Genomic DNA, 19,558 nt, shown 5'->3' on the forward strand with positions numbered 1-19,558 from the left:
GGGGTTCCTTAGGAAGAGGCGCGCGAGACGCGCATGCCGGTGTGCCAGGAGAGAACACGGTTACGAATGGCCACGAACACGGCGTTCGCTGTGAAGCCGAGAAGGGCGAGCAGCAGGGTGCCGGCCCACATCGTCACCGAGTCGAAGGTGACCTGCGCCTGCATCGTTAGATACCCGATGCCACGGTAGGCGGCGAGCATCTCACTGGCGACCATGAGGACGAAGGCGGCCTGCAGTCCGATCTGGATCCCGCCGAGGATCGCGGGAGAGCCCGCGCGCAGATAGATGTCGACCATGGTCTTGAGCGGTCCGAGCCTCATCGCTCGGGCCGCGTCGACGAGGGTCGGGTCGGCCTGTCTCATGCCGTCGGCGGTGGCGACGCAGACCGGGAAGAAGCTGCCCACCGCGATGATCGTCACCTTGGCGGAGTCCTCGATCCCCAAGATCAGCACCAGCGGTGGGATCAGCATGATCGGAGGAACCGATCGCCAGAAGTCGAGGAGCGGGCCGAACATCTCCCCCATCCATCGGATCCTGCCGAGGATCGCTCCGCAGGGAATGCCAGCGATGACAGCCAGGAGGAGGCCCAGGCCGAGATTCTTCAGGCTCGGCAGGACGTCGCTGGAAACGAGGTCGAACAGCCACAGCTCACGGAAGCGCGTCAGGATGACGTCCAGAGGGGGGAAGTACGGGCTGGCCGCGTTCGCCGACCACAGGGCGTAGGACACGACGATCGCAACCGGAACCACCAGGCCCAGTGCGACGCGGGAGCGGAGGGACATCTCACCGACCCCCTCGGTGCTGGCGCAGGAGTGCCTCACCGGCGGTGAGGATCGAGTTGAAGGTCAGCCCGAGGAGGCCGGACCACAGCACGAGACCGAAGACACGGGCCGGATCGCCGGTCTGCTGGGCGACCAGGATCAGCTGGCCGAGGCCGGGTGCTCCGCCGAGGATGCCGGCACCGATGACGAGCATCAGGATGAAGGCGGCCGAGATGCGGATCCCGGTCGCGAAGTAGGGCACGGCGCTCGGCAGCACGATCGTCGACAGGGTCAGCCGCCGGGGCAGGCACATCGCCCGGCTGGTCTCCAGAATCACCGGGTCGATGTCACGCACACCGACCTGTGCCTGCACGAGCACCGCCCAGACGCCACCCAGGAAGCCCATCGCGATGCCGAGCTCCGGGGCCGGTCCCAGCACCATCAGCAGCAGGGGCAGCCAGACCACGGCCGGGATCGGACGAAGGACCTGCGAGATCGGGTCCAGCAGGGCGCTCACGACCGGCGAGAATCCCATGGCCACGCCCGCCGCGATGCCGGCAACCACGGCGAAGGCGAGCGCGATCGCGACCAGCCACAGCGTCGTACCGAGGCTGGACCACAGCTGCGAGCTGCCGGCGAGCTCGAGCGTCGAGGAGAGCGTCCGGGACGCCGTGGGCAGCCCGTCGGTGTCGGCCATCGGTCCGGTCGTCGTCATCCACTGCCAGAGCCCGAGCCAGACGACGAACCCGGCGGCTGCCAGCCCGACCTGGCGGAGCTTGACGCCACCGGTCGGGCGCCACAGCAGCGTGCTCGTCGCCTCGCTCATCCAGCCTGTCCTTCGAGGACGGGCGCGGCCATCAGGTCCTCGGCCGTGCGCTTCTTCTTGAGCTGGCCGAACTCGAGCATGACGTCCTGGACCCGGTCGAGGCTCTGGAAGTCCGGCTTCTCGAAGAACCACGACACCTTCTGCGCTGCGTACGTCGCCGGGTCCACGCCCTGCTCGCGGGCGATCGCCATACGGACCTCGTCCGGGTGCTCGTTGGCGTAGCGATCGGACTCGGCGATGGCGCAGGCGAAGCGGGCCACGACGTCGGGCTTCGCGTCGATGAACTTGTTGCTCGCCGCCATGTAGGACATCGCGCCGTCGTGGAAGACGTCGACCTCCAGCCAGGAGAGGTTGCGCAGGCCCTTCTTCTCGAAGCCGGACATCAGCGGCTCGAAGCTGTAGGCCGCGTCCACCTTGCCCGCCTGGAGCGCGGGGTAGGCGTCGACCGCTGGCATCAGCACATAGTTGACCTTGTCGGGGTCGCCGCCGTCGTGCTTGATGACCCACTGGACCATGAGCTTGGTGAACGCCGGGTCCTGGACGGCGACGGTCTTGCCCTCGAGATCCTTCGGAGAATCGATGCCGCTGTCGTCGTGCACCAGCAGGCCGTTGATGCCGGTCGTGTAGCCCTCCTCGCCGGCCTGCATCTTCTCGTAGTAACCCGGCTCGATGCCCGCGAACTGAGCCACCCCACGGATCGCCTGGCCCTGGTCGATCGCGCTGAGCATGCTCGCCGTCGCGACGAAGGCGAAGTCGACATTGCCGCCCACGAGCGAGGCGATCGCACCCTGGGCGTTGGGGACCAGCTCGATCTCGGGATCGAGTCCGTGCTTCTCGAAGAAGCCCTGGTCCAGGCCGGCATAAAGGGCGCCGTTGGTCAGGATCGGCAGCCCGGCGACACTGACCTTGGTCGTCGAGTCGGCGTCCGGCTTGCTGCAGTCGTACGTCGACGACGCGGTGCCGCCGCTCGACCCACTCCCGCCGCCGCATCCGCTGAGGGCAGCGGCGGCGAGGCAGGACGCAAGGAGGGCGGATGTCAGCTTCAAGTTCATGCGAGGCTCCTCAAGCAGGGGGAGATCCGGGGAGGGAAGGGATGGATCCCGAGATGGTCGTGCCGGCTCGTCCTCTTGGAGCTCACGCGTCGGCCGAGGTGGCGGTCGGATCGAAGACCTCGACGACCTTGCCGTAGTTCGTCATCGGCACGCCCAGGCTGCGGCCGAGCCGGTAGGGCTCGAGGAACATCGTGCGCCACTCGGTCGGCTTGCCCGCGAGGAAGTCGTACATGAGCGAGGTCTTGTAGTTCGGGTCGATGCTTCGCGCGAGCTTCAGATTCTCCGCGAGGACGTCGAAGTCGGCCGGGAACGGGCAGCCGGCCGCCTCGGCCACGGCGATGATCTCGCGGGTGAGCGTCTGGCTGAACTCGAACTTGACCGGGTCGTCGAGGATCTCGGCGTTGCTGGCTCGGAAGTAGACCATGCCGGCCGACCCGACCGAGACCCGTGCGAACTTCAACAGGGCTGCCTGCAGCATGTCCTCGGCGATCTCCGCCGTGGCCCCCATATCCTCCAGGTCCTGTCGGATCGCCGGCGCCAGCTCGATCGCAGGACCCCCGGGACGAGCACCGAGGACGATGCGGAAGAACGCCTCCTTGTGCTTGCACCTGCCCGGCGCGACGAGCTCGCACGCGACGTATGCGACGCCCTGGGCGACCGTGGCCGGCTGCGTCATCGCGTCAGCGATCTCGTTGCCGATCGTCAGTGCGTTCATCAAGGGCAGGATCACGGTCTCCGGGGTTGAGATCCGGTCCAGGAGCGGGTAGATCGACTCCAGGGAGTAGGCCTTGGTCGCGATGATCACGACGTCCGGCTTCTCGTCGTACTCCTCCTCGCTGGCCACGGCGACGGGGACCCGGTCGGTCTTGTCGTCGGGGGCGTAGTGGACCTCGAGCGCACCGTTGGCGCGGATCGTCTCCAGGTGCTTGCCGCGGGTGAGCAGAGTGACGTCCTTGCCGGCACGCGCCATGTAGGCCGCAATCACCGATCCCATGGCGCCACCGCCAACAACCAGGTACTTCACGTCTCATTTCCTTTCGGGATGACTGCGTCTCGCTGTGATCGCAGGTCAGTTGACGAGGAGGGTCTCCGACTTCGCGTAGGCCTCGGGGGTGAGGTCCTGACCGATCCCCGGGAGATCCGGCACGGCGTAGTAGCCGTCGACCGGCTGGTAGTCGTAGAGGCAGGACGCGACGTTGTCCGGCATCAGACTCGTGTTGTTGTGCTCATGGATGACGAAGTTCGCAAGCACGGCCTCCAGCTGGAGGGCGGCCGCGGTGGAGATCGGGCTGCCGATCAGGTGCAGTTGCACGCCGATGTCGTAGACGGCTGCCATGTCGGCGATCTTCTTCGTCTCGGTGAAGCCGCCGCTCGTGCCCAGATCGGGCTGAGCGATGTCGACGACCTGGTTCTCGATGAAGGGACGGAATCCGAACGCCGTGTAGAGCCGCTCGCCGGTCGCGATCGGGATCGACAGCTCGCGCTTGACCTTGGCCATCGCCTTCCAGTTGAGCGGCGCGGTCGGCTCCTCGTAGTAGAGGATGCGGAACCGCTCGAGCTCGCGGCCGAGCTGGACCGCCGTGCCGGCGTCGGTGTGGCAGTGCAGCTCGATGATGATGTCGAGGTCGTCGCCGCCCGCCTCGCGCACCGCCGCGATCCGGTCGACGGCCGTGCGGACCTGCTCGGCGGTCAGGACGCCCCGGGTGTTCCATCCCATCCACGTCCCGGCCAGGTCGAAGCCGATCGGGTTGACCTTCACGCAGTCGAAGCCGTCGGCGAGGGCCTTGCGGGTGGCCTCGGCGTACTCCTCGGGCTTGACCATCGCGCCCATGCGGGGCGACCAGTCGAACTGGATCTGCGAGGCATAGCTGCGCAGGCGGGTGTTGGTCTGCCCGCCGAGGAGGCGATGGACCGGTACGTCGAGTGCCTTGCCCTTGATGTCCCACAGCGCGATGTCGATCGCGCTCATCACGGCGAAGATGAGGGTGCCACCGCCCATTCCCCAGAAGGTGGACCGATAGAGCCTCTCCCACACGGCGGTCGTGTCGAACGGATCCATCCCGAGGACGAGGGCACAGAAGTCGCGGGCCAGGCCGACCTGGCCGTGCGCGGCGTTGCCCATCGGCAGGCCGATCTCGCCCACCCCATGGATGCCCTCGTCGGTCTCGACGCGCAACACGGTCGGACTCCAGGCGATCCCGAACTCGCCGGCGCCGGTGTCCAGTCGAACGATCTTCACAGCAGTGATGCGCATGGTCTCCCTTACCTGTCGGACAACTGACAACCTATGACCTACATTCAGCCTGTGTCAACGGTCACAGCCGAGATCCGACGCTGGATCCGCCTCCGGACGGGCCTGCCTGAGGTGCTGCTCCAACGCAGACCCGTCCGGTCCCGGCTAGCGGCGCCCGGCCGTCGGGTCCGCGGCACCCAGAAGGTGGACGGTGTTGCCGAAGACCTCCTCGCCGCGGCCCATCTGCGCGTGCGAACGAGGGATGTCGGTGAACGGGAGGACGCGTCCGACGACCGGATCGACGCTCCCCGCCCGCACCAGCTCGTTATAGGCGTAGGCTTGCGCGTCGTTCGTGCCGTGCGAGCCCTGGAGTCGCTTCTGGCGCGTCCAGTGGTAGCGCAGGTCGACCATGGCGTCGAAGCCCGTGGTGCCGGCGCAGATGACCACCATGCCGCCAGGCTCACAGAGGAAGATCGACGTCGGGATCGTCGCAGCCCCGGGGTGCTCGAAGACGATGGCGGGGTCCTCCCGTCCCCCGGCGACCGCCCACAGATCCTTGCCGAACGCGCGGACGCCGGCCGTCCAGGCCTTCTGGCCGGCCGCGTCGTCGACGAGCGGAGGGATGCCCCAGTGGTCGTACTTGCGGCGGTCGAGGTAGCCGATCGCGCCATGCTTCATCGCGTACTCGCCGCGATCGTCACCGGACACGACGGCGACCGCCCGGCCACCGGCCGCCTGAACGAGCTGGCAGGCCTGGGTGCCGAGTCCGCCGGAGCCGCCCCAGACGAGGACCAGGTCACCGTCCTGCACGGTGTTGCCCTGCCAGCCGTGGAGCATGCGGTAGGCCGTCGTACCGACGAGCGTGGGAGCCGCCGCCTCGGCCCAGGAGAGGTGCTCGGCCTTGGGCATCAGCTGATGGGACTGCGCCCGGGCGAACTGGCCGAAGGACCCGTAGTTCGTGTCATAGCCCCAGATGCGGGCGCTGGGCGCGATCATCTGGTCCTTGCCGGCGGCGATCCAAGGATCGTCCCGGTCCCACACACCCGGGTGCACGACGACCTCGTCGCCGACCTGCCAGTCGGTGACGTCCGCCCCGACGGCGTACACGATGCCCGACGCGTCGGAGCCGCCGACATGGAAGTCCTCCGGCTCGCCGCGCTTCTGGCGGGTCGCGACCTGGTCCACGGGATAGCCGCGCGCCGCCCAGACGTTGTTGTAGTTCACGCCGGCCGCCATCACGGCGACCAGCACCTCGTCCGGGCCGATCCGGGGCGTGGGCACCATCTCCGGGACGAACGCCGTCGCGGGATCGCCGAAGCGGTCCTGCCGCACGACCTGCGCGTGCATGCGCTCCGGTACGACGCCCAGCGGCGGAAGGGAGCCGATCTCGACCGGCGCGGCACCCGGAGTGACCACGGAGACGCGCTCCTCGTCGCCAACCATCATTCGAACCTCTCCTCTCAGTTCCTGCGCGCGTCGCGCAGGAGGCGGGGACCGCGGCCCGGCACGGGGCTGCGGTCGTCCACAGAGAGTGCCGAGGTCGATGCGGTGACCTCTATGGGAAGAGAGAGGACTTATCGCGAGACTGGTTGGGGTGTTCCTGAACCGCCGGCCTCAGACCGCCAGTACGCGGGAACGAGCCCGGCGTCGATCGGCGGCGAGCATCGCGAGGATCCCCACGGCGGGACCGATCGCCAGCGCGACCAGCGCGGCGCGCCAAGAGAAGTGCTCGACCAACTGCGGGACGAGCCACAGCGACACCATCGTGGTGACATAGCCGAAGGCCAGTTGGAGGGACAGCGCCCCGCCGACGTAGTCGGGGTCCGCTGTCTCGGTGACCATGGCGGAGAACTGGGCCGAGTCGGCGATCACCCAGAACCCCCAGAACGCGCAGAGCAGGACGGTGACGGTCAGCGGCAACACGTCGTACGTCGTGGCGAGCACCAGCGCCGTGCCTCCCGAGCAGATCAGCGCGGTCAGCGCCGCGCGAGGACGACCCCATCGGTCCCCCAGCACGCCGCCCAGGAGACAGCCAGCGGCTCCGGTCCCGATACACACGAACGCGAGCAGCGCGGCGAGACTGTCGCCGTCCGGACGCTGGGCGACGGACGGCAGCGCGGCGATGAATACGCCTACACCGGCCCACATCGCGTAGAGCTCCCACATGTGCCCGACGTAGCCGAGGTTGGCCAGCACCACGTCCCGGTTGCGCATCGACCGGAATCCGGCCGCGAGGCTGACCGGACGTCGAGGGAACGGGTGCGCGCCCTCACCCCGGACGACGCAGACGACGAGGCCACCGGCTGCCGAGAGCAGGCTCGTGGTCGCGATGACCACGCGCCAGTCCACGCCGCCGACGGCGCCGACGAGGTGCGGGAGTGCCGAGCCGATGGTGAGCGCACCGATCATGACGCCGAGGGCCTTGCCGCGGCTGCGCAGGTACCACGTCGAGACCTCCTTGAGCGCAGGGGGATAGACGCCGGCGAGGAAGATCCCGGTCAGGATCCGCAACGGGAGGGCTGATCCGACGCCGTCACAGAGGAGCAGTCCCGCATTGCATGCCGCGGCCCCCAGTCCACCGATGCACATGAGCATCCGTCCGGGCACGGCGTCGACGAGGCCGGTCGCTGCGGAGAGCAGAGCTCCGACCACGAAGCCGAGCTGGACGGCGATCGTCAACGCGGACGTCTCCGCGGCCCCGAGTCCCCACTCGACCCGGAGCTGAGGCACCACGAAGGTCGCCGAGAACCAGGCGCTCATCGAGAGCAGGGTGCTGGCCGCGATCAGGCCCACGGCCACGACCGGTCGCATGGAGATCCCGGGGGCTCGGGACATCCTCAGCTCTGCCCGGAGAGGTGAGCCGCGACGACGGCGTCCAGGCGGTCCTGGAGGTCTCGCGGATGGTCCGGGTAGGTCGCGGGGCGCTTCTCCAGGAAGGCCGCCACTCCCTCCTGGCCGTCGGCGAGCGGTCGGATCGCCGCGGCGAGCGCCGGCTCGAGAGCCATGCCGACGTCGAGACCTTGACTCCGGGTCACCCGCAGCCCGGTCTTCACGGCGCGCACGACCGCCGGGGACGCCGACGCGATCTGCTTGCCCAGCTCGACGGCGCGGTCGACCGTGTCGGCCGGATCGCAGACCGCGGCGACGAACTGGCAGGCGAGTGCCTCGTCGGCGTCCATCGGCACTCCCGTCGCGAGGAGCTTGAACGCCGTCGGATAGGTGAGGACGTCGAGGATCCGGCTCAGCTGGCCGCCGACCGGCACCAGTCCGATCTTGGCGCCGACCGCACAGAAGCGGGCATTGCGACCGGCGATCCGCAAATCGCAGTTCAAGGCGAGGATGAACCCGGCGGCGTACGCATTGCCGTTGATCGCGCCGATGACGGGCGTGCCGAGCTCGGGTGGAGTGGTGAACGCAGCGTTGGCGACCGGGTCGCCCGCGGTCTCGGGATCCTCGAGCACCTCGCGGAGATCGTGACCGGCGGAGAACGAGGAGGTCCCGGCACCGGTCACCACGATGCACCGCACCGCAGGATCGGCGTCCGCCTCGTGCATCAGCTCCTTGAGGCGGGCGGCCATGTCTCCGCTGAAGGCGTTGCGCTTGGGCTCGTTGCAGAGGGTGAGCACGCGAACCGGCCCGTCGTCGTGAGCGTCGACCCTGGGGACGGTGACCGGTTCTACGGTTGTCATGTTCGTGTCTCTCCAGTTGCAGCGCGGCCGATGCCGCTCGGTACTGTCGGCACGTGATCGTGCCTACTTGCCGTTGGCGCCTGCTAGCGCAAGTCCGACAACTTCCGATGCCATCCCTTGCGTACTTCCTGAACTCCCGCCGAGCCGAAGGGGCGTCCGCTCATGGATGAGGGCCACGCCGCGATTCCGCTGCCCGCGACCGAGCTGTCCCCTGACGCGCGTCGACTGGTGGAGCGCCTGCTGCTGCGCCGCGAGGAGTTGGCGCGGGCGATCGTGGCCGCCGTCCGGCACGAGGTGGTCGACTACAGCGGCCTCGGACGGCTGACGGTCTCCGACGACATCCTGGCGACGGCCCTGCTCACGATCAGCGATCTCCTCGAGGGCCTCTTGGAGGAGGACACCGCGATGCGCGCGAACGTGGAGGCCATCCGGCGCAGCGCGTCCCGACGGGTCCACCAGGAGGTGAGCCTGCCGGCACTGCTCCACAGCTATCGGATCTGGGGTGCGAAGGTCTGGCAGGCGGTGCTCACGGAGGCCGAGGCGGACCCTGCCCTGCAGCAGGGCGCGCTCGAGCTGGTCACACCGATCTTCGCCTACGTCGACCTGCTCTCGATCACGTTGGCGCAGGTCTACGTGGAGGAGTCGGCCGGCGCCTTCCGCGGACGCGACGTGCTGCGCAGCGACGTCCTCGAGAGCCTGCTGCTGGGCAAGGCCCTCTCCGACCGGGCCCGGGTCGAGCTCGCCCGGCTGCACCTCTCGGGGGAGAGCGAGGTCGTCGTGATGCTCGTCCGGCTCACCGATGTCGCGCCGGAACGGCTGCGGGCGGAGTCCCTCGATGTGCTGCAGGCCTGCCGGGACCTCCTCGCCGCCGAGGTGAAGATGCTGCTCGGCGTACGCGACAGCGACGTGCTGTGCCTGGTCCGGCTGGCCAACCGGATGGAGGGCGATCGCCTGGTCGCCGCGGCTCACGAGCTGGCTGCGCGCAACCCGCTCTGGAGGGTCTGCGTCGGACGCCCCCACCAGGGCCTGGACGGCATCCCCCGCTCGTTCCGCGAGGCCCAGGACGCTGCCGCGGTCGCCGCCGCACAGCACCGGCGCGGCCGGGCCGTCCTCTTCTCCGAGGTGATCCTCGACCGGATCCTGGTCCACAGCGAGTACGCCGAGGAGCTGCTCGAGGAGGCGATGCGGCCGTTGGTGGCCTACGACGAGCGGCACTCCGCGGACCTGGTGCCGACGCTGCGCGCCTACGTGACCAACGACCTCAACATGACGCGCACGGCCAAGGACCTCCACGTCAACCCGAACACCGTCGCCTACCGGTTGCGGCGGATCGCGATGCTCACCGGGTACGACCCGACCCACTCGAGCGGAATGGTGACGCTGGCGTTGGCCCTGCGGCTGCTCGACGCCTGAGGGGGCGCGACCACCCGCTGATCAGACGGTCACGGAGATCGTCTCGCCCGGGCGTACCGGCAGGAAGCGATCGCCGAGACCGGCCGCCTCGAAGGCCGCCTGCATCGAGTCGGCACCCTCGGTGAAGTGCCGCCAGCCCTCGGTGTGGCACGGGACGATCCGCTTCGCCTCGACGAGTCGGGCGACCTCGACCATGCCGTCGTTCGGCATCGTGATCATCTCCCCGTCGTTCACCCCGTCGAAGCAGGCGCCACCGCCGTACATCACCACGACGTCGACCGGAGCGATGCGCGCCGCGACCTCCTTGGAGACGTCGAGTGAGTAGTTGTCACCGGTGAGATAGACGGTCGGAGCACCGGGCGCCTCGAGCAGGAAGCCGAGGACCTGTCCCATCACCTGGCACAGGGGCTCGGGACCATGCTGCGCGGGGAGGCCGGTGATCGTCATCGCGCCACCGCCGGGGAGCGGGACCTGCATCGACTCGAACTCGGCGAGCCCGTTGACCTCACCGCCGAGTCGTCCGGCACCGTCCGTGGTGGTGACGACGGTCGCGACGGCGAGCGCGACGGCGCGGCCCGCCGCGTCGAGGTGGTCGATGTGATGGTCGTGGGTGATCAGCACCAGGTCGACGGCGCCGATGTCGCTCGCCGCGATCGCCGGCGTCGTCGTCCTGACCAGTTCGACGCCGTCGTGGTGGTAGGTCTTCGGCGCGTCGAAGGTCGGGTCGACGAGGATGCGCAGTCCGGCGTAGTCGATGACATTGGTCGCTCCGCCGACCAGGGTGTAGGTCAGGTGCACGGTTGTTCCTCCGGTCCGGGGTTCCATCGATGAGGGGATCTGTCAGTTGTCGGACAGCCTACGACTCACCGAACCATGGCCGCACCGGTCTTGTCCAGCGCAGGCGCTACCGGTCGGCGCCCGGCTCCACGAGCGACGGGGGCAGATTGACGATCGAGTGGATCAGCGCGAGGGCGCCCGCCTCGTCACGACGTCGAAGCGCCTGCGCGAAGAGCTGATGGGTCTGGGCGCTCGCCTTGAGCGCGTCCGGGTAGGCCTCGGCCGTCTTGTCGAGATTCGAGCGGATGCGCAGCTTGAACAGGTCGCGGATGCTGCCGTACATCCACTCGTAGAGCGGGTTGTGACTGAGCTTGCACAGCGCCAGGTGGAACTCGTAGTCGTCGTCGAGATAGGTCCCGAGATCGTGCTCGCCCGCGCGAGCCAGCAGACTGTCGGCGAGCTCGACGAAGCGGTCGAGCTCCGCGTCACTCGCCCGCTCGACCGCCAACGACGTCGACGCCCTCTCGATCAGCTCCCGGAACTCGGTGACATGCGGAGTCATGGAGTCGCGCGCGACCAGGGGGCTGACCTCTCGGGAGAGCGACTCGAGCGAGCTGTCGCGCACGAAGGTGCCCTCGCCGACCCGGCTCTCGACCAGACCGAGCGTCGCGAGCTTCTGCAGTGCGGCCCGAACGGACGCGCGGCTGACGCCGTAGCTCTCCGACAGTGCATGCTCGGCCGGCAGCCTCACCCCGGGCTCGAACTCGCCGGCCAGGATGCGCGACATGAGATCGCTGAACACCTGCTGCGCGACGCTGTCGCGATTGATCTTCTCGATCGGGCGTACCACGTTGTGTCTGCTCCTCGGGCGACCGCGCATGTCCGTTGTCCGACAGGAGAGTACGACCTCCGCCGCCCCCAGGGATCGCTGGCTCCCCCGTCGGGCGCCGTGCGATGGTCCAAGTCTAGAACTTTCCGCGCGGACGACGGCGCCGTTGAATGCAGGCATCCATGCCGGACGGTGCGCCGGCCTGCCCTTCGAAGGAGTTCCCATGGACGACATCACCCTCCCCGACACCGCGGTCGACGACTGGGGGGTCCTGAGCGACGGCTACGCACCCTGGCCGCTCGGCGGCCTGGGCGAGACCGGCAGCGTCGCGGCGACGGTCTCCTTCGTCCGCAGCGGCGACCAGCGGATCATCCACGATCCCGGCCTGATCCGGAGCCGCTCGGCCGTCCTCGGCCCGCTCACCGAGCGGGGATTCTCCGCGGCGGAGGTGACCGACGTGGTCATCAGCCACCACCACCCCGACCACGCCCTGAACATCGCCATGTTCGAGAACGCGCGCACCCACGACGTGTGGGGCATCTACAAGGACGACCAGTGGCACAGCCGGATGGCGGACGGCGCCGAGGTCGCGCCGGGCGTCAAGCTCATCCAGACCCCTGGCCACACCGAGCAGGACATCACCACGCTCGTCCTCACCAAGGACGGCCCTGTCGTCTTCACCCACCTGTGGTGGACCGCCACGGTTCCCGAGGAGGATCCGTTCGCGGTTAACGCGGACCTTCTCCACCTCCACCGCGAGCGGATCCTGGGCCTGGACCCGATCCTCATCGTGCCCGGCCACGGCCCGGCGTTTGAGCCCACCAGCAGCACGCCTCGCTGAGCTCATGGCGACGACGCCCGGTCGGCTCCCCTCGGGGAGCGACCGGGCGTCGTTGCGACCAGCGGGAGTCAGCCGAGAGCTGCGAGTACCTCGGCCGCCGCGCGCCGTCCGGAGCGGACGGCGCCCTCCATGTAGCCGTTCCAAACCTCGGCAGACTCGGCGCCGGCCCAATGGATCCGGCCCACCGGCTTGGCCAGGGCTTCGCCGAAACTGGTCCACGCGCCGGCCCCGAGGCGTCCCCCGTAGCAGCCCCGGGTGAACTCCTCGGCCATCCAGTCCTGCTCGACGTAGTCGATGGGGTCTGCCGCCTCCGGGCCGAAGAATGTGACGAGCGACTCGATAGCCAAGTCCTTGCGCTGCTCCGGCGTCAGGTCGGCGACCGCGCGCGCCTCTGCCCCCTCGAAGAAGCCGACGATCACCCCACAGGAGCCGTCATGCGGCGAGTTGTCGAGAGTGACGCTGAGCCCGCCGTCGTCGAAGTTGCTGGCGAGGCCGTTCAGGCCCGCCTCACGCCAGAAGGGCTTCGGGTAGGCGATCTGCGTCTTGATGACCGAGCCCATCGGCATCTGCTGGGTCAGCGCGTCGCGCTGCGCCGGCAGGGCGGGCTCGTAGTCAATCCGCCCGGCCAGAGCCGGCGGAACCGTCACGATCACCCTTCGAGCAGTCACCTCTGCACCGTCTGCATGCACGTGGACGCCGTTGTCGGTCTGCACGATCCGGGTGACGCGCCTGCCGAGTCGAACCACGTCGCCCAGACCTTCGGCCAGGCGTTCGGAGATCTGGTGAGTGCCGCCGACGACACGCTGCTCCTGCGCGCCGCCCGTCGTACTGATGAGGACCTCCAGGCTGGTGTTCGACTTGACGTAGAACAGGAAGTGGAGGAGGGAGAGCTCCGCCGGCTCTGCGGCGAAGACACCACGCACCAGCGCCTGCCAGTGCGCCACCGCCTCAGGCTCGGTGGTGTTCGAGCGGACCCACTCCGCGAAGGTGGTGGCGTCCAGCGTGGCCGCCTCCTCGGTGAGCCACGGGGCTGAGAGCGAGACGGTCTCCGCCAGCTCCGCGAGCAGTCCGGCCATCCGGTCGACCTCCGGGGCGGCCGTGGGCGTGAGGCCAAGCTGACTCAGGTCGGTGGCCCGGGTGACCTGACCGCGGAAGAGGGTGATCGGAACGCCGTCGTCGTACGACGCGAAGGTCTTTAGGCCGAGCTCGCCGACCAGCCCGAGCACCTCGGTGTGGCCCTCAGCGATCCACTGCCCGCCCATCTCGACGGCGACGCCGTTCTTGAGATGGCCGCCCAGGTTACGTCCGGCGACGCGGTCTCTCGCCTCCAGCACGATCACCCTCTGGCCTGCTGCCAGGAGGTCCCGTGCGGCCGTCAGCCCTGCCAGCCCAGCACCTACCACTACGACGTCGCAATCCATCTTGTCCTCAATTTCGGTCGGTTGTCCGACTTACGTTAGGAGGATCACGTTGTCCGTGCAAGAGTTCTCCGGCATTCGAAAAGAGAAGGAGTCCCGTGGCCTACGTCAGAGCAGCCGAGCGCGAGGAGCAGATCGTCGCCGCGACCCTCCGGGTCCTGAGAGCGACCGGCGTCGCGGGTCTGACCCTTCGCGCCGTTGCGACCGAAGCGGGCGTCCCTCTGGGAACGTTGCACTACGTGTTTCCGACGAAGGAGCTGCTCCTGCGGTCCGTGATCGACACCGTGATCCGCGATCTTGCGGCCGTGCTGCGCACGGACGTGGATCTCGATCGCGGCCTCGAGCACGCACTGCGCCAATCGATGATGAACTACTGGCGCCACCTGGTGGAGTCGGATACGAGCGGTCAGATCGTGCAGTACGAGCTCACGACCTACTCCGTGCGTTCAGAGAGCGCCCTGGCTCGCCTGCAGTACGAGTCATACGTGTCGGTCGCGAGCGAGCTGTTTGAGCAAGCAGCGACCGCCGCAGGCGAGGTTTGCGCCATCGCCTTCGATGAGTTGGCCCGGCTCTCCGTGGCGGGCACCGACGGTCTCATTCTCCAGTACCTCGCCGACCCCGCCCACGACCGCGCGATGATCGACTTGGAACGACTTCTCAAGATGTTGCACTCCCTTGCAGCCCCGCAAGCAGGCGGCTGACAAACTGCGAACCGAGATCTGACCTGCCGCGGTCGTCGCGATGCCCGGCATCTCGGCTGCCCGACACGTCCCAAGGCGCTGACGTGCACATGCCCCGCGCCTGAGCACGCACACTCGAAGAGACGTTCAGCTCGGTGCGTTCGTTTCGCTCCTGGCAGTCGCCGCTGTCCGGGAGGACGGCGGCCCGACTTACGTAAGCCATGGCCCTGGCGTTGGAAGTCGAGCAGGTTCTAGATCCCGAGTCTCGTCGTAAGACCTCGGAGCCGCCAGCACGATCGCACCAGCACGCTTCGGATCGTTGTCGTCTCGCCCCTCATGACGTCCATTGACGAGTTCACCCACCACTTCCGGCAACGCCCTTCACAACCTCCCCACCGAGCGGCACGCATGCTACGAAGGTTCGTAGTTCGGTCCGTCCCCTTGGGACGGGCCGTGCGTCATTTCTGGCGTGATTGACGAGTTGTGACGGGCGGTGACTCGGGCCATGCACGGTGGGGTGAAGTTCTACCGCGGCTGCGCGAAGGCAGCCCGGACCTACGTGGAGGCAGACCGCTCGCGGGCCGATGACTACTACCTGACTGAGGGTTCCGGGGTGGCGCAGCGCTTCGTCGCGACGCGAATTCCTGACGGTGGCACGACCGTCGCCGCGACCGGCGACCTCGACGGGGACGGGTACGAGGCATGGGTCGCGGGCTACGACACCAACCGGCATCCGAAGGGCCGGCTGCGCACGGACGAGAAGGGGCTGCGGTTCGTCGAAGTCGTTGTCAATGGTCCGAAGACGTGGTCGCTGGCCGCGTCGCTGCACCCTGAGATCGGTGACGTGTACGACGCCGTGCAAGAGCGGGCAGCGGTCGAGATCATCGGCTGGCTGGCGGAACACTCGACGACCCGGATCGGACCACGCGGACTGCAGGTCCAGGTCCCCGTCGAGAAGCTCGAGGCCGCGGTCGTGCGGCACTACACCTCCCGCGCTGGCGACCCGCACCGCCATCTGCACCTCCAGATCAACGCCCGAGTGTTCGCCCAAGGACGGTGGCGAGGTCTGCACTCGGTCGGGGTCGTGGACTCGATCGAGGCCATCAACGGCATCGGTCACGCCGCTGTCATGTGCGACCTCGAGTTCCGTCAGGTTCTTGCTGCCTACGGGTACACGCTCGCCCCCGACTCCGGCGAGATCGCGGAACTGGCTCCGTTCGCCGGCGAGTTCAGCCACCGCGCGGCGCAGATCGGCCGGCACGTCGACCGGTACGAGGCCCAGTGGCGCGCCGAGCACCCCGGCCAAGAGCCCGGCACCGGGCTGCGGCGGGCCTGGGACCGGCGGGCGTGGGCCGAGGCGCGGCCGGACAAGGTGGTCCCGACCGACGGCTCCGAGCTGGTCGCCCGGTGGCGCGAGGAGCTCCACGACCTCGGGTTCCGACCGCCCATCGTTGCCGCAAGGTTGTCGACTGCCTCGGTCGGAGGGATCGATCGCGACGGCGTCACCGATCTGGTGCTCACCCGGCTCGGGTCACGTCGCTCGTCGTGGAACAGCGCGGACGTCCGCGGCGAGGTCGAACGGATCGTCGCGACCGCCGGCGTCGTCGTAGAACCGGTCGTGCGACGCGAGCTGGTCGAAGACCTCACCGCCCGAACCGTCGGCGCCTGTCTTCGGCTGGTGGACCGTGAAGACGTTCCCGATCACATCCGCTCGCTGACCTCCGAGCGGGTGCTCGCGGTCGAGACGGACCTGATCGGCCTCATCGCGCGGCGCGCTGACCAAGGCGGTCAGGATCCGTCGGCGACGCGACCGGTCCGGATCGGTCCCGTCGTCGCCCGGCGGCGCCTCGACGCCGGTCAGCGGCAGGTGGTCGCGACGCTCGTTGGTCGCAGCCCGTTGGTAGTCGTCGAGGGCGCCGCCGGCGCGGGCAAGACCACCACACTTGCGGCGACCGCTGCAGTCCTCGGGATGGAGGAGCGCCGGATGATGGTGGTGACGCCGACCCTGCGCGCCGCGCGAGTCGCCGAGGCCGAGGTCGGCACCCCGGCGTCGTCCGCAGCTTGGCTGGCCCATCAGTACGGCTACCGGTGGGACGCCGATGGCCGCTGGACACGCGAACCATTCGACGCCCGTGCCGGCCGACATCTCCTCGACCCACGAGCACGACTGACGCCCGGCGACCTGCTGCTCGTCGACGAGGCCGGGATGCTCGACCAGGACACCGCCCACGCACTGTTCACCATCGCCGACGAGACCGGCGCCCGGCTCGCTCTCATGGGTGACCGCCACCAGCTACCCGCCGTCGGCCGCGGCGGTGTTCTCGACCACGCCACCCGTTGGGCACCCGCCCATGCCCAGGTCGCGCTCGACACGGTCCACCGGTTCACCGATCCGGCCTACGCCGAGCTGTCCCTGCTGATGCGCACAGGCAACCGCCCGGTGCACGTCTTCGACGAGCTCCTCGACCGCGGCGCCATCGTCATCCACCGTAGCGACGTCGAACGCACCGCCGCCCTCATCGGGGCCGGGGCCGACGGTGACACCGTCATCAGCGACACCCGGGACCAGGTCGCCGACCTCAACGCCGGCATCCGCGACCGCCGCCACGCCGACCACCGCTCCGGCCACGGTGCCGACACCAGCGACGCTCCGGTCGGTCGCACCCGGTCCGGCGAACCACTCTGGATCGGCGATCAGGTCACCACCCGACGCAACGACCGCGACCTCGACGTCGCCAACCGCGACCGCTGGACCATTACCGGAACCGATCACCATGGCACCCTCCAGATCCGAGGCGACCGAGGCACCCGAGCCCTCCCCCGCGACTACGCACAGGCCCATGTCGAGCTCGCCTACGCCACCACGGTCCACGGCGCCCAGGGCGACACCGTCGACCACGCCCACTTCGCCCTCAACGAGACCACCGGCGCCGCCGCGACCTACGTCGCCATGACCCGCGGCCGGCACTCCAACACCGCCCATCTCGTCGCCGACAGCGTCGAGGACGCCCGTCAGCAGTGGCTCACGACGTTTGCCCGTGACCGGGCCGATCTCGGCCCCGCCCGTGCGCGCGAACGTGCCCTGGACGACATCGACCGCTACGGCCCCACCCCACGCCCAAGGCGACCCGAGTATCAGCTTCCCCTACCCGTCCGGCAGGTTCCCCCCAGCCCGACCATCGGCTTCTGAACCTCCCCGCACCCGTCACCGGCACCGTCACCGGCACCGCGTCAAGACCATCCGCAAAACGACTTAGGGGAACCTGCTGACCTGCGCAAACACCAGGTTCCCCCCAGGTATCCCCCTCCTCGAGGCGCAAAAGGGGGGTACCTGCGTCGTCATCATCGGCCCGTCCGGGATCGCACCCGTCGAGATCACTCGTCAGGAACTGATCGCTCCCAGTGCCTCTCCGGACCTAGGTGACTATCCACGACACCGAAGGGACCACCTGATGAACCCGATCGACATCCCCACCGAGTGGAACGACAGCGCGCTGCTCACCTTCGAGGAGTTCTGCGCCCTCATCCACATCCCCCAACGCACCGTCCGCGACTGGCGCCGACGCGGCGTCGGCCCACGCTTCTGGCGCTTCAACGGCACCGGCCGCCTCTACACCACCGTCGCCGAGGTCCGGCGCTTCACCAACCCCGTCAACGCCGCCCGCTAGGAGCACCCGATGTCCACAGCCCGTCACGACCACGACGACCACGCCGACGACGAGATGCTCACCATCGATGAGGCCGCAGCCTTCCTCCGCGTCCCCGTCGCGACCATGCGCTACTGGCGCTACTGCGGCACCGGCCCGTTCAGCTTCAAGATCCAACGCCACGTCCGCTACTGGCGCACCGACCTCGTCCTCTGGCGAGCCGAGCAGGGTCGCCCACCCGCCGGTTCTCCACAGGCCGGCTCAAGTTCGCGACACGCCGCCGGCGACCACTGACACTGGAAGCAAGAAGGGAGCAGCCATGGCCGGCAACATCGCCAAACGGCCCGACGGGAGCTGGCGCGCCCGCTACCGCGACGAGCAAGGACGCGAGCGCTCACGCCACTTCGACCGCAAGATCGACGCGCAGCGCTGGCTCAACGAGATCGCCTCCACCGTCATCACCGGGACCTACGTCGATCCCGACGCCGGAAAGGTGACGTTCCAAGAGTTCTACGAACGATGGTCGGCCCGGCAACTCTGGGTGTCCTCGACCCGGACCAACGCCGACCTCGCCACCCGATCGGTGCCCTTCGCCGACCTGGCGATGCGAAGCATTCGTCGCTCGCACATCGAGGAGTGGGTGAAGGACCAGAGCAGTCGTCTCGCGGCCACGACCATCAAGACACGGTTCGTCGTCGTCCGCTCGGTCTTCCGGGCCGCGGTCACCGAGCGGGTGATCACCGCTGACCCGTGCACAGGCGTCGTCCTGCCCCGACGCCGCCGGGCAGACGCCGCGATGAGGATCCCCACGGCCGAGGAGGTGGGACGTCTGCTCGAGCACGCCGACAGCGAGCGGGTCTCGACACGCAAGGGCTTCCGCGCCTACGTCGCGCTCTGCGCCTTCGCCGGCCTGAGGAAGGCCGAGGCCGCCGCAGTACAGCTCGGCGATCTCGACCTGGCGCGCGGGCAGCTCGCGGTCACCCGGCAGCTCCAGCGGGAGGGGTCGACGTACGTCCTGCGTGCTCCCAAGTACGGCTCGGAGCGAACCGTCTACCTGCCCGACCAACTCGTGGGCATCCTCGCCCGTCACGTCCGCGACCACGTCAGGGAGCGCACCACGGAGCACTGGCTGTTCACCGTCGGCGACGAGCCGATGTACGACAACGCCATTCACTGGCGGTGGCGGGCCACCCGCTCAGCCGCCCACCTCGCCCGCATCCGGCTCCACGACCTGCGCCACTTCTACGCCTCCGGCCTGATCGCGGCCGGGTGTGACGTCGTCACGGTGCAGCGGGCACTCGGCCACTCCAGCGCGACCACCACGCTCAACACCTACAGCCACCTGTGGCCGACGGCCGAAGACCGCACCCGGGCGGCAGCCGCTGACCTGAT

General features: G+C 68.8%; 17 protein-coding genes and 1 pseudogene. 7 read left to right on the top strand and 11 right to left on the bottom strand.

Going from position 1 to position 19,558, the window contains the following annotated elements; all coding sequences use genetic code 11:
* Positions 1 to 8: 8 nt before the first annotated feature.
* The 8 genes from FHP29_RS08125 to FHP29_RS08160 form a co-directional block, all read right to left on the bottom strand.
* The gene (locus tag FHP29_RS08125; protein WP_139622370.1) at positions 9 to 782 is read right to left on the bottom strand and encodes an ABC transporter permease; all 774 of its coding nucleotides are present in this window, start codon (positions 780 to 782) and stop codon (positions 9 to 11) included.
* Between the two features lies 1 nt (position 783).
* Positions 784 to 1,587 carry an ABC transporter permease gene (locus FHP29_RS08130; protein WP_139622371.1) on the bottom strand — a complete coding sequence of 268 codons (804 nt, stop codon included), beginning with the start codon at positions 1,585 to 1,587 and terminating at the stop codon, positions 784 to 786.
* On the bottom strand, positions 1,584 to 2,639 hold the full coding sequence (locus FHP29_RS08135; RefSeq protein ID WP_139622372.1) for an ABC transporter substrate-binding protein: 1,056 nt from the start codon (positions 2,637 to 2,639) through the stop codon (positions 1,584 to 1,586). Before FHP29_RS08135 ends, FHP29_RS08130 begins: the two co-directional genes overlap by 4 nt.
* 82 nt (positions 2,640 to 2,721) lie before the next feature.
* A complete protein-coding gene (locus tag FHP29_RS08140; RefSeq protein WP_139622373.1) occupies positions 2,722 to 3,663 on the bottom strand; it encodes a ketopantoate reductase family protein in 942 nt (313 codons plus the stop codon).
* Positions 3,664 to 3,708: 45 nt separating this feature from the next.
* Positions 3,709 to 4,893 carry a mandelate racemase/muconate lactonizing enzyme family protein gene (locus FHP29_RS08145; protein ID WP_139622374.1) on the bottom strand — a complete coding sequence of 395 codons (1,185 nt, stop codon included), beginning with the start codon at positions 4,891 to 4,893 and terminating at the stop codon, positions 3,709 to 3,711.
* 144 nt (positions 4,894 to 5,037) lie between these two features.
* Positions 5,038 to 6,318, bottom strand: coding sequence for a crotonyl-CoA carboxylase/reductase (gene ccrA, locus FHP29_RS08150; protein ID WP_205013955.1), 1,281 nt, complete (start codon positions 6,316 to 6,318; stop codon positions 5,038 to 5,040).
* Positions 6,319 to 6,486: 168 nt separating this feature from the next.
* Positions 6,487 to 7,683, bottom strand: a complete 1,197-nt coding sequence (locus FHP29_RS08155; RefSeq protein ID WP_205013957.1) for an MFS transporter — start codon at positions 7,681 to 7,683, stop codon at positions 6,487 to 6,489.
* A gap of 26 nt (positions 7,684 to 7,709) precedes the next feature.
* Positions 7,710 to 8,561 (bottom strand): enoyl-CoA hydratase/isomerase family protein, encoded by an 852-nt coding sequence (locus FHP29_RS08160; protein ID WP_139622376.1) that lies wholly within the window; start codon positions 8,559 to 8,561, stop codon positions 7,710 to 7,712.
* Positions 8,562 to 8,723: 162 nt separating this feature from the next.
* Between FHP29_RS08160 and FHP29_RS08165 the strand changes: the two genes are divergently transcribed.
* Positions 8,724 to 9,974, top strand: a complete 1,251-nt coding sequence (locus FHP29_RS08165; RefSeq protein WP_139622377.1) for a PucR family transcriptional regulator — start codon at positions 8,724 to 8,726, stop codon at positions 9,972 to 9,974.
* Positions 9,975 to 9,995: 21 nt separating this feature from the next.
* On the opposite strand, the gene FHP29_RS08170 is transcribed toward FHP29_RS08165, so the two are convergent.
* Both FHP29_RS08170 and FHP29_RS08175 read right to left on the bottom strand, forming a co-directional pair.
* Positions 9,996 to 10,772, bottom strand: coding sequence for an MBL fold metallo-hydrolase (locus FHP29_RS08170; protein ID WP_158296519.1), 777 nt, complete (start codon positions 10,770 to 10,772; stop codon positions 9,996 to 9,998).
* A gap of 106 nt (positions 10,773 to 10,878) precedes the next feature.
* Positions 10,879 to 11,601, bottom strand: coding sequence for a FadR/GntR family transcriptional regulator (locus tag FHP29_RS08175; protein WP_158296520.1), 723 nt, complete (start codon positions 11,599 to 11,601; stop codon positions 10,879 to 10,881).
* 202 nt (positions 11,602 to 11,803) lie between these two features.
* Here FHP29_RS08175 and FHP29_RS08180 point away from each other — a divergent pair, with 202 nt between their 5' ends.
* Entirely contained in the window at positions 11,804 to 12,421 is a 618-nt protein-coding gene (locus FHP29_RS08180; RefSeq protein ID WP_139622380.1) for an MBL fold metallo-hydrolase, read from the top strand.
* A gap of 68 nt (positions 12,422 to 12,489) precedes the next feature.
* Here FHP29_RS08180 and FHP29_RS08185 read toward each other — a convergent pair whose 3' ends face one another.
* Positions 12,490 to 13,854, bottom strand: coding sequence for a flavin monoamine oxidase family protein (locus tag FHP29_RS08185; RefSeq protein ID WP_275669437.1), 1,365 nt, complete (start codon positions 13,852 to 13,854; stop codon positions 12,490 to 12,492).
* An 83-nt stretch (positions 13,855 to 13,937) separates the two neighbouring features.
* On the opposite strand from FHP29_RS08185, the gene FHP29_RS08190 reads away from it, so the two are divergent.
* The 5 genes and pseudogenes from FHP29_RS08190 to FHP29_RS23345 form a co-directional block, all read left to right on the top strand.
* Positions 13,938 to 14,540: a TetR/AcrR family transcriptional regulator gene (locus FHP29_RS08190; protein WP_139622382.1), complete on the top strand. Its 603-nt coding sequence runs from the start codon at positions 13,938 to 13,940 to the stop codon at positions 14,538 to 14,540.
* Positions 14,541 to 15,024: 484 nt separating this feature from the next.
* Entirely contained in the window at positions 15,025 to 17,709 is a 2,685-nt protein-coding gene (gene mobF / locus FHP29_RS08195; protein WP_139622383.1) for a MobF family relaxase, read from the top strand.
* Between the two features lie 262 nt (positions 17,710 to 17,971).
* A complete protein-coding gene (locus FHP29_RS08200) occupies positions 17,972 to 18,187 on the top strand; it encodes a helix-turn-helix domain-containing protein (RefSeq protein WP_139622384.1) in 216 nt (71 codons plus the stop codon).
* 9 nt (positions 18,188 to 18,196) lie between these two features.
* Positions 18,197 to 18,460: a helix-turn-helix domain-containing protein gene (locus FHP29_RS08205; protein ID WP_139622385.1), complete on the top strand. Its 264-nt coding sequence runs from the start codon at positions 18,197 to 18,199 to the stop codon at positions 18,458 to 18,460.
* Positions 18,461 to 18,485: 25 nt separating this feature from the next.
* A pseudogene (locus FHP29_RS23345) lies at positions 18,486 to 19,451 on the top strand (tyrosine-type recombinase/integrase); the annotation flags it as partial.
* Between the last annotated feature and the right edge of the window lie 107 nt (positions 19,452 to 19,558).

Origin of the sequence: Nocardioides albidus, from assembly GCF_006335005.1 — a bacterium.
Lineage (GTDB): Bacteria > Actinomycetota > Actinomycetes > Propionibacteriales > Nocardioidaceae > Nocardioides > Nocardioides albidus.